The sequence below is a fragment of the Pseudoxanthomonas sp. JC1303 genome, from assembly GCF_058448525.1.
Map to the genome: position 1 here is coordinate 2734905 of NZ_CP185958.1, position 18518 is coordinate 2753422.

Annotated in this window: 20 protein-coding genes; 19 read left to right on the forward strand and 1 reads right to left on the reverse strand. The window is 67.8% G+C overall.

The window, feature by feature from the left end; genetic code table 11:
• The first annotated feature begins 191 nt into the window (after positions 1 to 191).
• Both ACORQU_RS12155 and ACORQU_RS12160 read left to right on the forward strand, forming a co-directional pair.
• Entirely contained in the window at positions 192 to 857 is a 666-nt protein-coding gene (locus ACORQU_RS12155) for a response regulator transcription factor (RefSeq protein WP_491641423.1), read from the forward strand.
• The gene (locus tag ACORQU_RS12160) at positions 857 to 2239 is read left to right on the forward strand and encodes a sensor histidine kinase (RefSeq protein ID WP_491641424.1); all 1383 of its coding nucleotides are present in this window, start codon (positions 857 to 859) and stop codon (positions 2237 to 2239) included. The genes ACORQU_RS12155 and ACORQU_RS12160 overlap by 1 nt, the downstream gene beginning before the upstream one ends.
• Positions 2240 to 2459: 220 nt before the next feature.
• On the opposite strand, the gene ACORQU_RS12165 is transcribed toward ACORQU_RS12160, so the two are convergent.
• Positions 2460 to 3158 carry a DUF3011 domain-containing protein gene (locus ACORQU_RS12165; RefSeq protein WP_491641425.1) on the reverse strand — a complete coding sequence of 233 codons (699 nt, stop codon included), beginning with the start codon at positions 3156 to 3158 and terminating at the stop codon, positions 2460 to 2462.
• 157 nt (positions 3159 to 3315) lie between these two features.
• Here ACORQU_RS12165 and aspS point away from each other — a divergent pair, with 157 nt between their 5' ends.
• From aspS to queE, 17 genes are all read left to right on the forward strand, one after another.
• Positions 3316 to 5070: an aspartate--tRNA ligase gene (gene aspS / locus ACORQU_RS12170; RefSeq protein ID WP_491641426.1), complete on the forward strand. Its 1755-nt coding sequence runs from the start codon at positions 3316 to 3318 to the stop codon at positions 5068 to 5070.
• Between the two features lie 54 nt (positions 5071 to 5124).
• Entirely contained in the window at positions 5125 to 5646 is a 522-nt protein-coding gene (locus ACORQU_RS12175) for a GNAT family N-acetyltransferase (protein ID WP_491641428.1), read from the forward strand.
• A 71-nt stretch (positions 5647 to 5717) separates the two neighbouring features.
• Positions 5718 to 5996 (forward strand): hypothetical protein, encoded by a 279-nt coding sequence (locus ACORQU_RS12180; protein ID WP_271644715.1) that lies wholly within the window; start codon positions 5718 to 5720, stop codon positions 5994 to 5996.
• Positions 5997 to 6049: 53 nt separating this feature from the next.
• A complete protein-coding gene (locus tag ACORQU_RS12185) occupies positions 6050 to 6646 on the forward strand; it encodes an esterase/lipase family protein (RefSeq protein WP_491645101.1) in 597 nt (198 codons plus the stop codon).
• Positions 6647 to 6724: 78 nt separating this feature from the next.
• The gene (locus ACORQU_RS12190; protein ID WP_491641429.1) at positions 6725 to 7459 is read left to right on the forward strand and encodes a YebC/PmpR family DNA-binding transcriptional regulator; all 735 of its coding nucleotides are present in this window, start codon (positions 6725 to 6727) and stop codon (positions 7457 to 7459) included.
• Positions 7460 to 7552: 93 nt separating this feature from the next.
• The gene (gene ruvC / locus ACORQU_RS12195; protein ID WP_271644718.1) at positions 7553 to 8074 is read left to right on the forward strand and encodes a crossover junction endodeoxyribonuclease RuvC; all 522 of its coding nucleotides are present in this window, start codon (positions 7553 to 7555) and stop codon (positions 8072 to 8074) included.
• A gap of 169 nt (positions 8075 to 8243) precedes the next feature.
• Positions 8244 to 8831, forward strand: a complete 588-nt coding sequence (gene ruvA / locus ACORQU_RS12200) for a Holliday junction branch migration protein RuvA (protein WP_491641431.1) — start codon at positions 8244 to 8246, stop codon at positions 8829 to 8831.
• A 55-nt stretch (positions 8832 to 8886) separates the two neighbouring features.
• Positions 8887 to 10812, forward strand: coding sequence for a potassium transporter Kup (locus tag ACORQU_RS12205; RefSeq protein WP_491641433.1), 1926 nt, complete (start codon positions 8887 to 8889; stop codon positions 10810 to 10812).
• Positions 10813 to 10858: 46 nt separating this feature from the next.
• Complete coding sequence (gene ruvB / locus ACORQU_RS12210; protein ID WP_491641434.1) at positions 10859 to 11896, forward strand: Holliday junction branch migration DNA helicase RuvB; 1038 nt, start codon at positions 10859 to 10861, stop codon at positions 11894 to 11896.
• Between the two features lie 52 nt (positions 11897 to 11948).
• The gene (gene ybgC, locus ACORQU_RS12215) at positions 11949 to 12380 is read left to right on the forward strand and encodes a tol-pal system-associated acyl-CoA thioesterase (protein ID WP_491641435.1); all 432 of its coding nucleotides are present in this window, start codon (positions 11949 to 11951) and stop codon (positions 12378 to 12380) included.
• Between the two features lie 33 nt (positions 12381 to 12413).
• A complete protein-coding gene (gene tolQ, locus ACORQU_RS12220; RefSeq protein WP_271644723.1) occupies positions 12414 to 13187 on the forward strand; it encodes a protein TolQ in 774 nt (257 codons plus the stop codon).
• 10 nt (positions 13188 to 13197) lie between these two features.
• Positions 13198 to 13638, forward strand: coding sequence for a protein TolR (gene tolR / locus ACORQU_RS12225; protein ID WP_491641436.1), 441 nt, complete (start codon positions 13198 to 13200; stop codon positions 13636 to 13638).
• Positions 13628 to 14632 (forward strand): cell envelope integrity protein TolA, encoded by a 1005-nt coding sequence (gene tolA, locus ACORQU_RS12230; RefSeq protein ID WP_491641437.1) that lies wholly within the window; start codon positions 13628 to 13630, stop codon positions 14630 to 14632. The genes tolR and tolA overlap by 11 nt, the downstream gene beginning before the upstream one ends.
• An 89-nt stretch (positions 14633 to 14721) precedes the next feature.
• Positions 14722 to 16050, forward strand: coding sequence for a Tol-Pal system beta propeller repeat protein TolB (gene tolB, locus ACORQU_RS12235; RefSeq protein WP_491641438.1), 1329 nt, complete (start codon positions 14722 to 14724; stop codon positions 16048 to 16050).
• Positions 16051 to 16139: 89 nt separating this feature from the next.
• A complete protein-coding gene (pal, locus tag ACORQU_RS12240) occupies positions 16140 to 16655 on the forward strand; it encodes a peptidoglycan-associated lipoprotein Pal (RefSeq protein ID WP_271644727.1) in 516 nt (171 codons plus the stop codon).
• Between the two features lie 167 nt (positions 16656 to 16822).
• Complete coding sequence (gene ybgF, locus ACORQU_RS12245) at positions 16823 to 17683, forward strand: tol-pal system protein YbgF (protein WP_491641439.1); 861 nt, start codon at positions 16823 to 16825, stop codon at positions 17681 to 17683.
• An 87-nt stretch (positions 17684 to 17770) separates the two neighbouring features.
• A complete protein-coding gene (gene queE, locus ACORQU_RS12250) occupies positions 17771 to 18454 on the forward strand; it encodes a 7-carboxy-7-deazaguanine synthase QueE (RefSeq protein ID WP_491641440.1) in 684 nt (227 codons plus the stop codon).
• The last annotated feature ends 64 nt before the right edge of the window (positions 18455 to 18518 follow it).

The following is an 18518-nucleotide window of genomic DNA, read 5'->3' on the forward strand; positions in this document are numbered from 1 at the left end:
TGGAGGGAGTCACGTGCATGGGCGTTGGCGGCTGAAGAGTGGGGATGCCGCAGTGTTTTGCGCCGCGATTAATTTGCGTTTAAGGCGATCGGCGCGTGGGCGTGACTCGAAATACGCTTTGAACGTGGCCTTTAATGCGGTTTTAATTCCCGCATAGCAACATCGCCGCCCCTTCCTTTCTGGCCGCCCCCATGGATGCGATCCTCCTCGTCGAAGACGATCAAATGCTCGGCCGTGCATTGACGTCGGCGCTCAGCCAGGAAGGCTGGCGCGTCGTCCATTGCGAGGACGCGAGATTTGCGCGGCTGGCGCTGGTCGACCACGCCTTCGTCGCGGTGCTGCTCGACCTCGGACTGCCTGGCGGTTCCGGGCTGGACGTCCTGGCGACGATGCGTGATCGCTACGATCCAACGCCGGTGCTGATCATCACCGCGCGCGATCAGCTCAGTGATCGAGTGCGAGGCCTGGACGCGGGTGCCGACGACTACATCGTCAAGCCCTTTCAGCGCGACGAGATGCTGGCGCGGTTGCGCGCGGTGCTTCGGCGCAGTCGCGGCGTGGTGACCCCGGTGCTGCGATGGCGCGATGTCGAGATCGATCCGGCTGCGCGAACCGTGACCCGAGGCGGCCAGCGCGTCGGCCTCAGCGCGCACGAGTTCCGCATCCTGTTGGCGCTGTTCGAGTCGCAGGGGCGGGTACTCAGCCGGGATCAGTTGCAGGACCGTCTCTATGGCGGGGACGCTGAGATCGGCAGCAACACGGTCGCGGTCTACGTGCACCAGTTGCGGCGCAAGCTTGGCGACGAAGTGGTGGTGACAGAGCTCGGCTTCGGCTATCGCGTCGGGGACGAGGACTGATGCGCGCGCTGAGCACCCGCTTGCTGATTGCGCTGGCGTTCGTGCTGCTCGCCACGTGGGGGGGCTGGTTTGCGCTGCAGTACCGGCAGATGTCCGCGCACCAGGTTGGTGACGTCGATGGCATGCTGCGCAATGTGGCCGAGCAGTTGCTGCAGTCGCTGCCGACCGATATCACCACGGCCGGACCGCAGCATCGGTTCGAGCTGGCCGCGCCGCCCTGGCGGGCGGCCGTTGGCGGCAAGTTCGATACGCTCGCCTTTCAGGCCTGGGAACTGGGCACGCATCGCCGGTTGCTTTCGTCGCGCACCGCGCCGGATCACGCGCTGGCGCCCGGGTTCGTGGAAGGTTTCACCAGGCCCGTGGTGGGCGGCGTGCCGTGGCGTGTGTACGCGGCCAGCGATGCGCAGCGCCGTGTCCAGTTCCAGGTTGGCGTGCCGGAGTCCGCGATCAAGATGGAGCTGCGGCGCTGGTTCCGTGCCAGCCTCGGTGCGGCGTTGGCACTGATCGCCCTGTTCGGCGCAGCGGTCTGGCTGGTGATCCGGTGGTCGCTGCGCCCTGTGAGGCGGGTCAGTGAATCGCTCGCCGCACGTCCACCGCTGGACCTTGCACCGTTGCCGGAAATCGGCTTGCCCACGGAGTTCGCGCCCCTGGTACGGGCATTCAACGTGTCGATGACCCGACTTGGGCAGGCGCTGCAGCATGAACGTGAGTTCCTCGGGGAGGCCGCGCATGAGTTGCGCACGCCGTTGGCCGCGCTGCTGGCCCAAGCGCAGGTGCTGCAGCACGCGGGGAATCGCGAGGAGGCGCGCGAGGCGCTCGCCCACCTGATCGCCGGGATCGAGCGTGCCTCCCGACTGGCGCAGCAGCTGCTGGACTCCGCGCGGGTGGATGCCGCAGGGGCCAGCGCGCGTCCACAGGATGTCGATCTGGCGCTGGTCGCCGGGATGGTGGCCGACGAGTTCGCGCTGCTTGCGCAACGGGGTGGCCGGTCGATCGAAGTCGAGACCCGCCACGCGCCGGTGCGCGGGGACATCGACGATCTCGGGATCATGGTCCGTAACCTGCTGGACAACGCCCTCTGTCATGGAGGTCCCGGCACGCGCGTACGGTTGGAGACCCGGGTCGAGGGCGACGGAGACGCGCGGACTGCAATCCTGATCGTCGCTGACGATGGTCCGGGCATCCCCGAGGATCAGCGCGAGCGGGTCTTCGAGCGGTTCTACCGAGCGGAAAACGGACACCGCACGCAGGGCATTGGCATGGGCCTGTCGCTGGTCGAACGGGTGGTCGCGTCGCATGGCGGACGGGTCAGTTGCGGTGTCGGGCTCGACGGCCGCGGTTTTGGAGTGGAAATCCGGCTGTCGGCCGCGCCCGCGCACTGATCGCAGGCCGGCGGCCGATGGTAATGCGCAGGAGGGCTGGCTCGCCTCCGAGTGCTAGCTCACTCGGATCCAGACGGTGCGAACGCGGCTGCCCCGCTTCAATGGCCAGGATCCCTAGAGGCCTTAGGGCCGCGCGACCTTTGGACCGGCCGGCGTCATCACAGGATAGAAAAGCCGGGCAGGGCCCGGCGTTCTACTGTCTGGAGGCGGAAGCAGGCGCTCAGCGCGCGCCAAAGCGGGCGCGGCAGCCCTCGTCCACCCAGATCCGGCCGCCCCGGTAGGCCCAGGTCCGGCCCTCGATGCACGGGCTGTCGGACAATTGCTTGATGATCACCGGGCGTCCGTCGCGGCTGTTCCAGTCGCAGGTGTGGCGCCGGTTGTCGTTGCTGCTGCAGGTCACCGTGACGTCGCTGTGGCCCGGGTAGCCGGCGCTGCCGCCGTGGCCGCGGCCCTCGGCGAATTCGCCGCGGCAGCCCTGGTCGACCCAAATCGAGCCCCCGCGCTGGCCCCAGGTGCGGCCTTCCACGCAGCGGCTGTCGGACAGCTGGCGCACCAGCATGGCCCGGCCGCGGAAGCCGGCCGCGCACTCGCGGTAGCGGTTGTCACTGCTCTCGCAGCGGATCGTGCGGCCACTTTTGCCGCCCCATCCGCCGCCGGGGCCGCCGGTCCAGCTGGGCACAAAGCGTCCGCGGCAGCCGCGGTCCACCCAGATCACGCCGCCCCGTGTGCCCCAGGTGCGGCCCTCGATGCAGGGGGAATCGGACAGGGTGCGCTCCAGGCGCGCGCGCCCGTTGAAGCCGCGGCACTCCCGGTAGCGGTTGTCCTGGCTTTCGCAGGTGATCGCGTCCTGGGCATGGGCCGGCGGGGCGGCGGCGTAGACGCCCAGGGCGAACACAAGGACCGCAAACAGTCGCAACATGGCAGGCTCCGGGATGGGGCGGGTGCGGCGGACTATACACGGCGCCCTGCCGCGTTCATGTGGGCGGCGGACGGGCGATTTGCCGCGCCGCAGCGGCGGCCCCAAAATAGCCGGCTGTTCCGGCCGCGACCCGCGGCCCGCCTGGAGTTGCCTCACGATGCGTACCCATTTTTGCGGCCTGGTCGACGAGACCCTGATCGGCCAAACCGTCACCCTGGCCGGCTGGACCGACGTGGCCCGCAACCAGGGCGGCGTGTGCTTCATCGACCTGCGCGACCACGAGGGCATCGTGCAGGTGACGGTCGAACTGGACAACGCCGAGGTGTTCAAGACCGCCGCCTCGCTGGGCTACGAGGACGTGCTGCAGGTCGAGGGCGTGGTGCGCGCGCGCCATGCGGTCAACGACAGGATCAAGACCGGCAAGGTCGAAGTCATCGCCAGCGCGATCACGGTGCTCAACAAGGCCGCGCCGCTGCCGTTCCACGCCCACGAGAACCCGGGCGAGGACACCCGCCTGAAGTATCGCTACCTGGACCTGCGCCGCCCGGAGATGCAGCGCATGCAGCGCACCCGCATCAAGCTGGTGCAGGCGCTGCGCCGACACCTGGACGCGGCCGGCTTCCAGGACATCGAGACCCCGATCCTGACCAAGGCCACCCCGGAGGGCGCGCGCGACTTCCTGGTGCCGGCACGCATGCACCCGGGCGAGTTCTACGCCCTGCCGCAGAGCCCACAGCTGTTCAAGCAGATCCTGATGGTGGCCGGCTTCGACCGCTACTACCAGATCGCGCGCTGCTTCCGCGACGAGGCCCTGCGTGCCGACCGCCAGCTGGAATTCACCCAGCTGGACATGGAATTCGCCTTCGTGCGCGAGCGCGACGTGCAGGATTTCGTCGAGGAGATGATCCGCGCGATCTTCAAGGAGGTCGTGGAGGTCGAACTGGACGCCCAGTTCCCGCGCATGACCTGGGCCGAGGCGATGCGCCGCTTTGGTTCGGACAAGCCGGACCTGCGCATCGACCTGGAGTTGGTCGACGTGGCTGAGCTGGTCAAGGACAGCGAGTTCGCCGTGTTCACCGGGCCGGCCAACGACCCTGACGGCCGTGTGGCCGCGCTGCGCATCCCCGGTGGCGCCACGCTGTCGCGCAAGCAGATCGACGAGTACGCCGCGCATGCGGCCAAGTACGGCAGCAAGGGCCTGGCCTACATCAAGATCGACGAGGCCGGCGCGGTCAGCTCGCCGATCCAGAAGTTCTTCAACGAGGCGCAGTTCGCCGCGCTGATCGCGCACCTCGGCGCCGGCAACGGCGACCTCGTGTTCTTCGGTGCCGGTGCCTATAACAAGGTGTCGGACTTCATGGGCGCGGTGCGGCTGAAGGCCGGCAAGGACTTCGGCCTGGTCGCCGATGGCTGGCGTCCGCTGTGGGTCACCGATTTCCCGATGTTCGAGTGGGACGAGGAGGCGCAGCGCTACGTGGCCCTGCATCATCCGTTCACCGCCCCGGCGGTGGATTCGATCGAGGACCTGCGCGCGCATGCCAAGACCGCGGTGTCGCGCGGCTATGACATGGTGCTCAACGGCAACGAGATCGGCGGCGGTTCGATCCGTATCCACCGCCCGGAAATGCAGAGCGCGGTGTTCGAGTTGCTCGGCATCGGCGCGGAAGAGGCCAGGGCGAAGTTCGGCTTCCTGCTGGATGCGCTGAACTACGGCGCCCCGCCGCACGGCGGCATCGCCTTCGGCATCGACCGCATCGCCGCGCTGATGGCCGGCACCGAGTCGATTCGCGACGTGATCCCGTTCCCGAAGACCACTGGCGCGCAGGACCTGATGACCGATGCGCCGTCGCCAATTCCGGACGCGCAGCTGGCCGAGGTGCACGTGCGCGTGCGCGAAACGCCCAAGGCCTGACCGGCCGCCAGCGGGCCGCATCGTGTGGCCCGCGCTTGCTCAGGACCTCCCACCATGTCCGTGACCATTCGCCAGGCCGGTCCCGACGACGCGCACACGCTGTCGGCCCTGGCAGAACGCACCTTCGTCGAGACCTTCGGCCATCTCTACCCGCAGGCAGACCTGCGCGGTTTCCTCGATGAGGCCTACGCGCTGGAGCGCATGCAGATCGTGCTGGCGCATCCGCGCTACGCGATCTTCCTGGCCGAGGACGACGGCGTGGCCGTCGGGCATTCGGCCGCCGGTCCGTGTGGATTGCCGCATGACCAGGTGCAGCCCGACGATGGCGAACTCAAGCGGCTCTATCTGGTGAATACCCATCAGAACAGCGGCATCGGCACGCGCCTGTTCGACGCGACCCTGGCCTGGCTGCTGCGCGATGGGCCGCGCACGCTGTGGGTCGGGGTGTGGTCGGAGAACTTCGGCGCGCAGCGCTTCTACGCACGGCACGGGTTCGAGCGAGTGGGGCAGTACAAGTTCCCGGTCGGCGAGATCCTGGACGACGAGTTCATCCTGCGACGCCCGGCACAGGGTTGAACGCCGGGCGTGGTTGAGCGCGCGGCGGGCATGGGTCATGCTGCGGTTCACTTTTCAAGGAGGAAACGGCGATGTCGATCGCGCGCGTGGTGATGCTGTCCGGACTGGTGGTGGGGAGCGTGATGGTGAGCGGCTGTGGGCATCAGATGCTGCGCTGTAGTGCCGCCTCGGGCAGTTGGGCCATCGGCCGGGTGGCCGATCAATCGGTGCTGGACCGCATCCAGGCCGAAAGCCACGCCAGCCAGCTCCGCACGCTCGCCGACGGGGAGACCTCAGGCGAGATCGGCATGGATCGGGTGACCGTGCACGTCAATGCACAGAACCTGATCACTGCGGTGACCTGCGACTGAGCCCGGGGCGCGCCAGTCCCGGTCCGGCGCGCGAGGCGGACCATCCCCGGGTCCTGGTGCTGCATGGCATCTGGAACGCCGACCTGTGGGTGCGCCCGCTGGCGCTTCGCCTGAGCCAGGCCGGCTTCGATGCGCGGGTGTTCGGCTATCACAGCATCAGCGGCGGGCCCTCGGTGGCCATCGCGCGGCTGGCGGCGCGCTTGCGCGGCGGCCCGCCCACGCATCTGGTGGGGCATAGCCTGGGCGGGCTGATCGCCCTGGAAACCCTGCGGCGCCAGCCCTGGCTGCCGGTTCCGCGGCTGGTCTGCCTGGGGTCGCCCCTGCGTGGCAGCGCGACGGCCAAGGCCCTCCAGCAGCGCGGATGGGGCGGCGTGCTGGGGCGCAGCGCGACCCTGCTGGACCGCGGCTGCCTGCCGTGGCCGGGTCCGACCGAAGTGGGGATGGTCGCCGGCGACATCCCGCGTGGGCTGGGGCGGGTCCTGGCGGAGCTGGGCGAGGATTCGGACGGGACCGTGGCGCTGGAGGAAACCCGCCTGCCGGGCCTGACCGACCATTGCGCCGTGCACGCCAGCCATACCGGGCTGGCGTTTTCCCCCGTGGCGGCGGCGCAGGCGGCCTGCTTCCTGCGCGAAGGCCGATTCAGGCGCTGAGCCGGCGGGGGCCCGGAGGCGCTCGGCATTCGGGTAAAATTATCGCTTCGTCACGGTTTAAACGAACGGAAGTGCGTCATGGGGCGAGGCCCTTCGATCGAAGCCCGCAAGAATGCCAGCGATGCCAAGCGCGGCAAGATCTTCACCAAGATCATTCGCGAGATCAGCGTGGCCGCGCGCGGTCCCGGCGGCGGCGACCCGGCCAACAACCCGGCGCTGCGCACCGCCATGGACAAGGGCCTGGCGTCGAACATGTCCAAGGACGTGATCGAGCGCGCCATCAAGAAGGCCACCGGTGAGCTGGAAGGGGTGGAATACGAGAACGTGCGCTACGAGGGCTATGCCCCCGGCGGCGTGGCGGTGATCGTGGACTGCCTGACCGACAACCGCGTGCGCACCGTGGCCGATGTGCGCCATGCCTTCTCCAAGTGCGGCGGCAACATGGGCACCGAGGGCTCGGTGGCATTCATGTTCAAGCGCCTGGGCGTGCTGACCTTCGCCCCGGGTGCCGACGAGGACCAGGTGACCGAGGCGGCGATCGAGGCCGGCGCCGACGACGTGGTGGTCTATCCGGACGATGGTTCGATCGACGTGCTGACCGCGCCGGAGGTGTTCGAGGCGGTCAAGGCCGCGATGGAGGCCGCCGGGCTGACTCCCGACCACGCCGAGGTGGCCATGCGCGCCGATACCGATACGGCGGTCGAAGGCGATGTGGCCAAGCAGGTGGTCAAGATGCTGGACATGCTCGAGGACCTGGACGACGTCCAGAACGTCTACCACAACGCGCGCCTGGACCAGGACGCCTACGCGTGATGCCGGCGGCGGGACGGCCTTGGTGCGGTCCCGATGGCATGGTTCCTGCGTGAAGCCCGACGTTCGCCGCCACGCAGGACCCGGATTTCCCTCATGACCCGCATCCTCGGCATCGACCCGGGCAGCCAGCGCACGGGGATCGGCATCATCGATGTCGATGCCCAGGGCAGGACCACCCATGTCTACAACGGGCCGCTGCTGCTGCTGGGCGAGGGCGGCTTTCCGCAACGGCTCAAGCGCCTGCTGGTGGGCCTGGCGGCGCTGATGGAGCAGTGGCAGCCCGACGAGGTGGCCATCGAGCAGGTGTTCATGGCCCGCAACCCGGATTCGGCGCTCAAGCTGGGCCAGGCGCGCGGGGCGGCGATGGCTGCGGTGGTGATGCGCGACCTGCCGGTACACGAATACGCCGCCTCGGAAATCAAGCTGGCCGTGGTCGGTCGCGGCGGCGCACAGAAGGAACAGATCCAGCACATGGTCGGAATCATGCTCAACCTGAAAGGCAAGCTGCAGGCCGATGCGGCCGATGCGCTGGCTGTGGCCATCACCCACGCGCACGTGCGCGCCACCGCCGCGCGGCTGGGCGTCAACGCGCGCCAGGCCTGGAGTCGCAAATGATCGGTCGCCTGCGTGGGATCCTGATCAGCAAGTCACCGCCGTGGGCGATGTGCCGCGCTTGCGAGGCACTGCCTCGCGCGGCGCTGAGCGCCCGGCCATGGATGGCCGGGCTGGGCGTTCAACGTGCGACGTCGTGTCGCCATGGACGGCAGCAGCCGGAGGTGCGGTCATGATCGGTCGTCTGCGTGGCGTGCTGATTTCCAAGTCGCCGCCGTGGCTGATGATCGAAGTGGGTGGCGGCATCGGCTACGAGCTGGAGGCGCCGATGAGCACCTTCTACGATCTGCCCGAGCTGGGGCGCGAGGTCACCCTGTTCACCCATTACGCGCAGAAGGAGGACAGCGTCTCGCTGTACGGCTTCATGCGCGAGGGCGAGCGGCGCCTGTTCCGCGACGTGCAGAAGGTCACCGGCATCGGCGCCAAGATCGCCCTGGCGATCCTGTCGGGGGTGAGCGTGGACGAGTTCTCGCGTCTGGTGCAGGCCGGCGATATGACCGCGCTGACCCGCATCCCCGGCATCGGCAAGAAGACCGCCGAGCGCATGGTCGTGGAACTGCGCGACCGCGCCGCGGCCCTGACCGGCGGCCCGGCCACGCCCGGGCAGGCGCCGGCCGATCCGCAGTCCGAGGCCGTCATCGCCCTCCAGCAGCTGGGTTACAAGCCCGCCGAAGCCCAGCGGATGGCGCGCGATGTCACCGCCCCGGGCGACGATGCCGCCGACATCATCCGCAAGGCCCTGCGCTCGGCGCTGCGCTGAACATGCGCGCCGTGCAGACCATCCTCACTTTTCCAGCAGTAGGCTAGCGACCGCCATGTCCACCGCGACCCCCACTTCGTCGGCTGCCGACAGCGCCCCGTCCCATCACGGCCACGGCAACCAGGGCCTTCCCGGTCTGGTGCTGGGCGCCATCGGCGTGGTCTTCGGTGACATCGGCACCAGCCCGCTGTACACGCTGAAGGAGGCGTTCTCGCCCCACTTCGGCCTGGTCGGCAATCACGACACCATCCTGGGCATCCTCTCGCTGGTGTTTTGGGCGCTGGTGATCGTGGTGACGGTCAAGTACGTGACCATCATCATGCGCGCCGACAACGAGGGCGAGGGCGGCATCATGGCGCTGATGACCCTGGCCCAGCGCACGCTGCCCAAGGGGTCCAAATCGGCCTACGTGGTGGGCATCCTCGGCATCTTCGGCGCCTCGCTGTTCTTCGGCGACGGGGTGATCACCCCGGCCATTTCGGTGCTCTCGGCGGTCGAAGGCCTGGAAGTGGCCGCGCCGGGCCTGGAGCACTGGATCGTGCCGATTACCGTGGTGATCCTGCTGTTCGTGTTCATGGCCCAGCGCTTCGGCACCGAAAAGGTGGGCAAGGTCTTCGGGCCGGTGACCACCGTGTGGTTCCTGGCGCTGGCCGCACTGGGCATCTGGAACATCCTGGACGCCCCGGAGGTGCTGCGCGCCTTCAACCCGGCCTGGGCGATCAACTTCTTCATGACCCACGGCTGGCATTCGGTGTTGATCCTGGGCGCGGTGGTGCTGGCGGTGACCGGTGGCGAGGCGCTGTACGCGGATATGGGCCACTTCGGCGCCCGCCCGATCCGCTACGCCTGGTATAGCGTGGTGCTGCCGTGCCTGATGCTGAATTACCTGGGCCAGGGCGCGCTGGTGCTGCAGGACCCGGCCGCGGTCAACAACCCCTTCTACGAAGGCGTCCCGGAGTGGGCGCTGTACCCGATGATCGTGCTGGCCACTATGGCCACCATCATCGCGTCCCAGGCCGTGATCACCGGCGCGTTCTCGGTGGCCCGCCAGGCCATGCAGCTGGGCTATATCCCGCGCATGCAGGTCAAGCACACCTCGCACGACACCATCGGCCAGATCTACGTGCCGGGGGTCAACTGGACCATGATGGTCATGGTGCTGGCGGTGGTGCTGGCCTTCGGCAGCTCGACCGCGCTGGCCACCGCCTACGGCATCTCGGTGTCGATGACGATGCTGATCGACACCCTGCTGCTGGTGCTGGTGGCGCGCGCGCTGTGGCCCAAGTGGCGCAAGTGGGTGCTGCCGCTGTGCATCGTGTTCTTCATCGTGGACCTGGGCTTCGTAATTGCCAACGGTGCCAAGTTCTTCGACGGGGCCTGGTTCCCGCTGGCCCTGGGCCTGCTGGTGTTCACCATGCTGCGCACCTGGCGCCGCGGCCGTGAGCTGCTGGGCGCCGAAATCCGCAAGGACGGCATCGCCCTGGACAGCTTCCTGCCCGGCCTGATGCTGGCCCCGCCGGTGCGGGTGCCCGGGACGGCGGTGTTCCTGACCGCGCAGACCGGCATGGTCCCGCACGCGCTGCTGCACAACCTCAAGCACAACAAGGTGCTGCACGAGCGCAACGTGTTCTTGACCGTCTACACCTTGCCGCTGCCGTACGCTCCGGCGGACAAGCGCCTGAAGGTCGAGGAGATCGGCGACGAGTTCTATCGGGTGATCGTCAAGTTCGGTTTCATGGAGACCCCCGACGTGCCGCTGGCGCTGATGCGCAGCTGCGACCGGGGCGGGCCGTACTTCGACCCGATGGACACCACGTTCTTCGCCAGCCGCGAGACCATCGTGGCCAGTGCGCGTCGCGGCATGCCGATCTGGCGCGACAAGCTGTTCGCGGCCATGCACCGCAACGCCGCGCCGGCGACCGGCTTCTTCCGGATCCCGGGCAACCGCCTGGTCGAGCTGGGCGCGCAGGTGGAGATCTGATGCGGGAAGGCTGCGCCGCGCCGGTGGCGCATGCGACCATAGCCGCATGAGTGACCGCATCATCGCCGCCGACGCCACCCGCGAGGACGACGCCCTGGAGGCGTCGATCCGGCCCAAGCGCCTGGCCGACTATCTGGGCCAGGCGCCGGTCCGCGAGCAGCTGGACATCTACATCCAGGCGGCCAAGGGGCGCGGTGAGGCGCTGGATCACGTGCTGATCTTCGGCCCCCCCGGCCTGGGCAAGACCACCCTGAGCCACGTCATCGCCAACGAACTGGGCGTGGCCCTGCGGGTGACCTCCGGGCCGGTGATCGAGAAGGCCGGCGACCTGGCCGCGTTGCTGACCAACCTGCAGCCGCACGACGTGCTGTTCATCGACGAAATCCATCGCCTCTCGCCGGTGGTGGAGGAAGTCCTGTATCCGGCGATGGAAGATTTTCAGCTGGACATCATGATCGGCGAGGGCCCGGCCGCTCGCTCGATCAAGATCGACCTGCCGCCATTCACCCTGATCGGCGCGACCACTCGTGCCGGCCTGCTGACCGCGCCCTTGCGCGACCGCTTCGGCATCGTCCAGCGCCTGCAGTTCTACGACACTGCCGAGTTGACCCGCATCGTGCGCCGCTCGGCGCAGATCATGGGCATCCCTTGCGCGCCGGAGGGCGCGGGGGAGATCGCGCGGCGGTCGCGCGGAACCCCGCGTATCGCCAACCGCCTGCTGCGGCGGGTGCGCGATTACGCTCAGGTCCGTGCCGGCGGACACATCGACCAGGCCGTGGCCGGCGCCGCGATGGAGATGCTCAAGGTCGACCCGGAGGGCTTCGACGAACTGGACCGGCGCCTGCTGCACACCATCGTGGAGAGTTTCGACGGCGGGCCGGTCGGCGTGGAATCGCTGGCCGCCGCGCTGAGCGAGGAGCGCGGCACCCTGGAGGACGTCATCGAGCCCTACCTGATCCAGCAGGGCTTCCTGGTGCGCAGCGCTCGTGGGCGCATGGCCACGGCTAAGGCCTATCGCCACCTGGGATTGCCCGGGCGCGCGCCCGATCCCGGGCCGGCGGGGATGACCGAGTCCCTGTTCTGAGTCCGCGCCCCGCTTCCGATTCCTCTGGAGTTCCGCCTTGATCGATCCTGCAATGACCACGCCCCACGTTCCTGATGCATTCAGTTGGCCGACACGCGTCTATTGGGAAGATACCGACGCCGGCGGGGTGGTCTATCACGCGCAGTACGTGGCCTTCCTGGAACGTGCGCGCAGCGAATGGATGCGCGCGCGCGGCCAGATGCAGGAGCAGCTGCGCCGGGAACACGATCTGGTGTTCGTGGTGCGCGCCATGCAGCTGGAGTTCCTCAAGCCGGCCCGCCTGGACGACCTGCTGCAGGTCTCGGCCGAGCTGCGCCAGGTCAAGCGCGCCAGCGTGGTCTTCGCCCAGACCATCCGGCGCGACGACCAGGTGTTGCTGACCGCGCAGGTCAGGGTCGCCGCGGTCTCGGCCACGGGCTTTCGCCCGGTGGCGATGGACGAGGCGGTGTACCGAGAATTCAAGTCGTTGGAAGTTGCTGGCTAACCCTTTACCGCATAGAACACCGAGGAAAGACGGATGATTGGATTGCTCCTGGCGTTGCAGGACACCGTGGCCGAGACCCTGCCGCCGGATGCCGCCAACACGGCCGCCCAGGCCAGTGCGCAGGCCGCCCACACCAGCATCAACTACTTGCAGCTGCTGCTGACCGCCAGCCTGCCGGTCAAGCTCATCGTGCTGCTGCTGCTGACCGGCTCGCTGGTGAGCTGGGTGATCATTTTCCGCAAGGCTGGCGTGTTCAAGCGTGCCAACCGGGACGCGGACGAGTTCGAGGGCCGGTTTTGGTCTGGTGCCGATCTGAACAAGCTCTACTCCTCGGCGACCGACCGGGGTCGCGTGGTCACCGGCCTGGAATCCATCTTCGAGGCCGGCTTCCGCGAGTTCGCCCGCCTGCGCGACAAGCGCCTGACCGACGGCCGCCTGCAGCTCGAGGGCGCCCAGCGCGCCATGCGCACCGCCTACGCGCGCGAGATCGACGCGCTGGAGCGCAACCTGGAGTTGCTGGCCAACATCGGTTCGACCGCGCCGTACGTGGGCCTGGTCGGCACCGTGTTCGGCATCATGGTGACCATGCACGACATGCTCAACAGCGGCGAGCAGGCCGGCATCGCGGCCGTGGCGCCGGGCATTTCCGAGGCCTTGTTCGCCACCGCCATCGGTCTGTTCGTGGCCATCCCGGCGGTCTGGGCCTACAACCGCTTCACCACGCGCGTCGAGCGCATCTCGGTGCGTTACGAGACCTTCGCCGACGAGTTCAGCTCCATCCTGCAGCGCCAGACCGGCGAAGGCTGAGGAGTCGCCCATGCAATCGGCCATTTCGCGCCATCGCAAGCGGCGCAAGCTCAAGTCCGAGATCAACGTGGTGCCCTACATCGACGTGATGTTGGTGCTGTTGATCATCTTCATGGTGACCGCGCCCATGCTGACCCTGGCGGTCAACGTGGACATTCCCAAGTCCACCGCACGCTCGGTGGACAGCAAGGCGGATCCGATCATCGTCACCGTCGACGGCGACGGGCGCCTGTTCCTCAAGCTGCAGGACGCGCCGATCGCCGAGTATGGCGACGAGGAGCTGCTCGACCGGCTGCGCGCCTTCCATGAGCAGAACAAGGACGTGCCGGTGTTCCTGGCCGCGCCCGGCGAGGCCAACTACCAGCGCGTGATCGACGCCACCGCCATCATCTCCAAGGCGGGGATCGAGAAGGTCGGCCTGATGAGCAAGCCGGGCGGCAATGCACGCTGAGGCTCCGCATCTGGACCAGCGTGATCCGCGCGACCGTCCCGGCGCGGCGGTGATCTTTGCCGTGGGCGTGCACCTGCTGGTGCTCGCCCTGATCATCCTGGCGCCGTATCTGCACTGGGACAAAGACCAGGCGCAGGCCGCCGCCGGCTCGCCGGCAATCGAGGCCACGCTGATGTCGGCCACCGATATTCGGGCCGCGCAGCAGGCCATGCGCGAGGCGTCCAAGATCGAACCCAAGCCCGAGCCGCCCAAGCCCGTGCCCGAGCCGGTGGCGGAGCAGGACACCGTGCCGCCGCTACAGCCGGTGCCCGAGCCCAAGCCGCAGGATTCGCCCGTCCCGCAACAGCAACAGGCCCAGGAGCGCGTTCCTGATCCAGACCAGGTCAACCAGGAAGAGGCCAGCAAGCTGGCCATCGCCCAGGAGAAGGCCGAGAAGGAGCAGGAGGCCAAGCGCCGTCAGGAGCAGATTGACCTGACCGAACGCAAGCGCCAGGAAGAGGCCGAGCGCAAGCAGCGCCTGGCCCAGCAGCAGGAAGAGGATGACCGGCAGAAGAAGCTCGCCGCCATCCGCGCCCAGCGCGAGCAGGCGGCCAAGCAGGCCAAGCTGGCCGAGCAGAAGCTGCGTCAGCTGGCCGATGCCCGGGCCCAGCAGGCCTCGCAGCAGGCCGCGGCGGCGGCGCCGTCCTCGCCGGGGCAGAACGGGGTCGACGAGGGGCTGCTGGCCAAATATGCCGCGGCGATCCAGAGCGCGGTGGTGCAGCAATGGACGCGCCCGGACAGCGTGGCGCTGGGCACCAAGTGCGTGGTCGAGATCACCCAGCTCCCCGGAGGCGAGGTCATGGAGGCCCACGTCCGCTCCGGCTGCCCGATGGATGCCGCTGGCCAGCGCTCGATCGAGGCGGCGGTGCTCAAGGCCCAGCCGCTTCCTTATCGGGGCTTCGAGTCGGTGTTCCGGCGCAAGCTGATCTTTACCTTCGAGGCCAGTGATCGCTGAGTTCACGCTGCCTTGGCGTTCATGATTGCGAAAATGTTCACGTCCCGGCTGTTATCCCTAGCGGCCTTTCTCCGAACGCCCTGGCTTTCATGAAGAAACTGTCCCACTGGTTGCTCGCCCTCTTCGTCCTGCTGTTGCCGGCCATTGGCCAGGCGCAGGAGCAGGGCCTGGAGATCAACATTGTCGGCGGCAACGCCTCGGCCCTGCCGATCACGGTCGTGCCCATGCCCTACCAGGGCTCGGGCACGCCGCCCACCACCGACGTCTCCCAAGTGGTGCGGGCGGATCTGGATCGCTCCGGCGCATTCCGCACGCTGCCCGACGCCAACATCGTGGAGAAGCCCACGCGCGGATCGGAGATCAACTACCCGACCTGGCGCGCGTTGAAGCAGGACTACATCGTCGTCGGCCGGGTGCTGGATGGCGGCAACGGGGCGTATCGCGTCGAGTACGAGCTGTTCGACGTGGCCAAGCAGCAGCGCCTGCTGGGCCTGGCCATGACCGGCCGTGCCAACGCGATGCGCGACGTGGCCCACCAGATGGCTGACGCCATCTACGAGAAGATCACCGGGGTGCGCGGCGCCTTCTGGACCCGGATCGCCTATGTCACCCAGACCGGCCTGGGCAATGCGGCGCGCTATGCGCTGATGGTGGCCGACTCGGATGGCTTCAACCCGCAGACCATCGTGCGTTCGGCCGAGCCGCTGCTGTCGCCCTCGTGGAGCCCGGATGGCCGAAAGCTGGCCTATGTCAGCTTCGAGCGCGGGAACTCCTCGATCTATCTCCAGGACATTTCCACCGGCGCACGCGAGCTGATCGCCAGCTTCCGTGGAATCAACGGCGCGCCCTCGTTCTCGCCCGATGGCCGCAGGCTGGCACTGACCCTGTCGCGCAGTGGCAATCCGGAGATCTACGTGATGGACCTGGGCAGCAAGGCGCTGACCCAGATCACCAACCAGTACGGCATCGACACCGAGCCGACCTGGAGTGCTGACGGCAGCACCATCTATTTCACCTCCGACCGCGGCGGTCGCCCGCAGGTCTACAAGGTGTCCGCGAGCGGTGGCGGTGCCCAGCGCGTGACATTCGAGGGCAGCTATAACGCCACCCCGACGGTGTCCTTCGACGGCAAGAAGATCGCCGTGGCCCAGGGCAGCGGCAACACCTATCGCATCGCCATGATGGATACCAGCACCGGCTCGCCGCGCTGGACCACGCTTTCGCCCGGGTCGCTGGATGAGTCCCCGAGCTTTGCCCCCAACGCCTCGATGATTCTCTACGCCGCGCGCGAGGGTGGGCGAGGGGTGCTTTACGCCGTCTCCGTCGACGGCCGCGTTCGCCAGCGTCTGGTGCTGGCGCAAGGTGATGTCAGGGAGCCGGCGTGGGGTCCTTACAGGAATGCCACGCCGCAAAAATAATGTTTAAGCCCCATTTCGCTTTTTTAAGATTGCGTTAAACTAATCCAGCTTGTATCCACCACCCCGGATTTGCGTAACTAGGAACCCACATGAACACCACTCTCCGCGTCTTTGCTCTGTCCCTGATGTCCGTGGCCGTTCTGGCCGGTTGTAAGAAGAACACGAAGGAAACCCCGCCCCCGCCGGCCGTCGAGCCGCCGCCGGCCATGACCCAGCCGACCGAGACCTCCGGCATGTACGGCCCGAGCGATCTGGATACCGACGCTTGCCTGCGCCAGCGCGTGGTGTACTTCGACCTGGACCAGGATTCGCTGAAGCCGGAGTTCCAGGCCATCATGGCTTGCCACGCCAAGTACCTGCGTGACCGTCCCTCGGCCCGCATCAACCTGGAAGGCAACGCTGACGAGCGTGGCTCGCGCGAGTACAACATGGGCCTGGGCGAGCGTCGCGGCAACGCCGTCTCCTCCGCCCTGCAGGCCGCCGGTGGTTCGGGCAGCCAGCTGTCGGTCGTGAGCTACGGCGAAGAGCGTCCGGTCTGCACCGAGTCGACCGAAGAGTGCTGGGCCAAGAACCGTCGCGTCGAGATCGTGTACACCGCGAAGTAATCGACCGATGACCCGGGCCGCCGCTAAAACGGCGGCCTAGAGGGCCGGTGCAGGGCGCGCAGCAGGACATAACCTGTCTGCCCGTTCCGGCACCGGCCCTTTTTCATGAAACGTCGTGATTCAATGGCGTTTCCCGTGGAAAACCGCAAATCCGTCACGTGAGTGCCATGCGTCCAACTCGATTCCTCATCCTGCCGGTCCTGATGTTGTCGCTGGGACTGGCGCCGGCTGCCTTCGCGCAGCGTCAGAGCCTGGCCGATCGCGTCGCAGCGCTCGAAGCGCAGGCCAACAACACCCAGGGCAATCTGGATCTGCTCAACCAGATCAACCAGCTGCGTAGCGATCTCACCAACCTGCGCGGGACCGTCGAGCAACTCCAGAACGAGAATGCCGAACTCAAGCAGCGCGCCCGCGACCAGTATCTGGACCTGGATGGCCGGATCGGCCGTCTGGAAGGTAATGGCGGCGGCGCTGCTCCGGCCGCAGCGGGCGGCGATGCCCCCATGGCGCTGCCGAGCCCCGGCGGTGCAGGGGCCTCGGCTGCCGCCGGTCAGGGATCGAATCCGGCATCGGCTGCCGGCGCCTCGGCCGAACCTGCGCCCGTGGTGCATGGCGATGCCGGTGCCCTGGCCCAGGCGGGTGACGAGCGCACCGCCTATGGCGTGGCCTTCGATGCGCTCAAGAAAGGCGAATACGCCGACGCCGCCAATCTGTTCACTAGCTTCCTGCAGCTCTATCCCAGTGGCGTCTACGCGCCCAACGCGCTGTACTGGCTGGGCGAAAGCTACTACGTGACCCAGAACTACCAGATGGCCGCCGACCAGTTCCGCGCCCTGCTGTCGCGCTACCCGACCCACGACAAGGCGCCCGGTGCAATGCTTAAGCTGGGTCTGTCGCAGTACGGACTCGGCAAGGTCAACGATGCGCAAGGCACCCTGCAGTCGGTGATCAGTCAATACCCGAACACCGACGTGGCGCGCACCGCGCAGGACCGGCTGCACTCCATCCAGGTCGGTCAGATGCACTGATGCATGCCGGCGGAGGCTTCCGCCATGCCGCGCTTGTCCAAGCGCCACTGCGAGGTCTGCGGTGGCGCCTTGTTTTAGGAAATTCCGATGAACGCCGTTGCCACCCCCAGCAAGATCGAACAGTCCGCCGCCGACCGGCTGAAGATCACCGAGATCTTCCTGTCGTTGCAGGGCGAAGCCGATGCGGCCGGATGGCCAACGGTGTTCGTGCGCCTGACCGGCTGTCCGCTGCGCTGCCAGTACTGCGACACCGCCTACGCCTTCCACGGCGGGACCTGGTGGGAGATCGACGACATCCTGGCCGAGGTCGCGCGTCATGGCGTGCGGCACGTCTGCGTGACCGGCGGCGAGCCGCTGTCGCAGAAGCGCTGCATCGGCCTGCTCAAGCGTCTGTGCGATGCCGGCTACGAGGTGTCATTGGAGACCTCCGGTGCGATCGATGTCTCGCAGGTCGATCCGCGCGTGTCGCGCGTGGTGGACATCAAGACCCCTGGCTCGGCCGAGCAGCACCGCAACCGCTGGGAGAACCTGCCGCTGCTGACCGCGCGCGACCAGGTCAAGTTCGTGCTGTGCGGACGACAGGACTACGAGTGGGCGCGCGAGGTCGTGCGCGAACACGCACTGGACCGGCGTTGCGCGGTGCTGTTTTCCCCGTCCAAGGACGAATTGTCCCCGCGTGACCTGGCCGACTGGATCGTCGAGGACCGCCTGCCGGTGCGCTTCCAGATGCAGCTGCACAAGCTGCTGTGGAACGACGAGCCGGGGCGTTAGGCCAGGTATCGCGGGCGTCGGGACGCTAGGCTATGCGTTCCCCGGCCTGTCTCGCCGGCAAGAA

Bases quoted from the DNA above. Each gene is read 5' to 3' on its own strand.
- ACORQU_RS12155 (WP_491641423.1), top strand. From the start codon at position 192: ATGGATGCGATCCTCCTCGTCGAAGACGATCAAATGCTCGGCCGTGCA.
- ACORQU_RS12160 (WP_491641424.1), top strand. From the start codon at position 857: ATGCGCGCGCTGAGCACCCGCTTGCTGATTGCGCTGGCGTTCGTGCTG.
- ACORQU_RS12165 (WP_491641425.1), bottom strand. From the start codon at position 3,158: ATGTTGCGACTGTTTGCGGTCCTTGTGTTCGCCCTGGGCGTCTACGCC.
- aspS (WP_491641426.1), top strand. From the start codon at position 3,316: ATGCGTACCCATTTTTGCGGCCTGGTCGACGAGACCCTGATCGGCCAA.
- ACORQU_RS12175 (WP_491641428.1), top strand. From the start codon at position 5,125: ATGTCCGTGACCATTCGCCAGGCCGGTCCCGACGACGCGCACACGCTG.
- ACORQU_RS12180 (WP_271644715.1), top strand. From the start codon at position 5,718: ATGTCGATCGCGCGCGTGGTGATGCTGTCCGGACTGGTGGTGGGGAGC.
- ACORQU_RS12190 (WP_491641429.1), top strand. From the start codon at position 6,725: ATGGGGCGAGGCCCTTCGATCGAAGCCCGCAAGAATGCCAGCGATGCC.
- ruvC (WP_271644718.1), top strand. From the start codon at position 7,553: ATGACCCGCATCCTCGGCATCGACCCGGGCAGCCAGCGCACGGGGATC.
- ruvA (WP_491641431.1), top strand. From the start codon at position 8,244: ATGATCGGTCGTCTGCGTGGCGTGCTGATTTCCAAGTCGCCGCCGTGG.
- ACORQU_RS12205 (WP_491641433.1), top strand. From the start codon at position 8,887: ATGTCCACCGCGACCCCCACTTCGTCGGCTGCCGACAGCGCCCCGTCC.
- ruvB (WP_491641434.1), top strand. From the start codon at position 10,859: ATGAGTGACCGCATCATCGCCGCCGACGCCACCCGCGAGGACGACGCC.
- ybgC (WP_491641435.1), top strand. From the start codon at position 11,949: ATGACCACGCCCCACGTTCCTGATGCATTCAGTTGGCCGACACGCGTC.
- tolQ (WP_271644723.1), top strand. From the start codon at position 12,414: ATGATTGGATTGCTCCTGGCGTTGCAGGACACCGTGGCCGAGACCCTG.
- tolR (WP_491641436.1), top strand. From the start codon at position 13,198: ATGCAATCGGCCATTTCGCGCCATCGCAAGCGGCGCAAGCTCAAGTCC.
- tolA (WP_491641437.1), top strand. From the start codon at position 13,628: ATGCACGCTGAGGCTCCGCATCTGGACCAGCGTGATCCGCGCGACCGT.
- tolB (WP_491641438.1), top strand. From the start codon at position 14,722: ATGAAGAAACTGTCCCACTGGTTGCTCGCCCTCTTCGTCCTGCTGTTG.
- pal (WP_271644727.1), top strand. From the start codon at position 16,140: ATGAACACCACTCTCCGCGTCTTTGCTCTGTCCCTGATGTCCGTGGCC.
- ybgF (WP_491641439.1), top strand. From the start codon at position 16,823: ATGCGTCCAACTCGATTCCTCATCCTGCCGGTCCTGATGTTGTCGCTG.
- queE (WP_491641440.1), top strand. From the start codon at position 17,771: ATGAACGCCGTTGCCACCCCCAGCAAGATCGAACAGTCCGCCGCCGAC.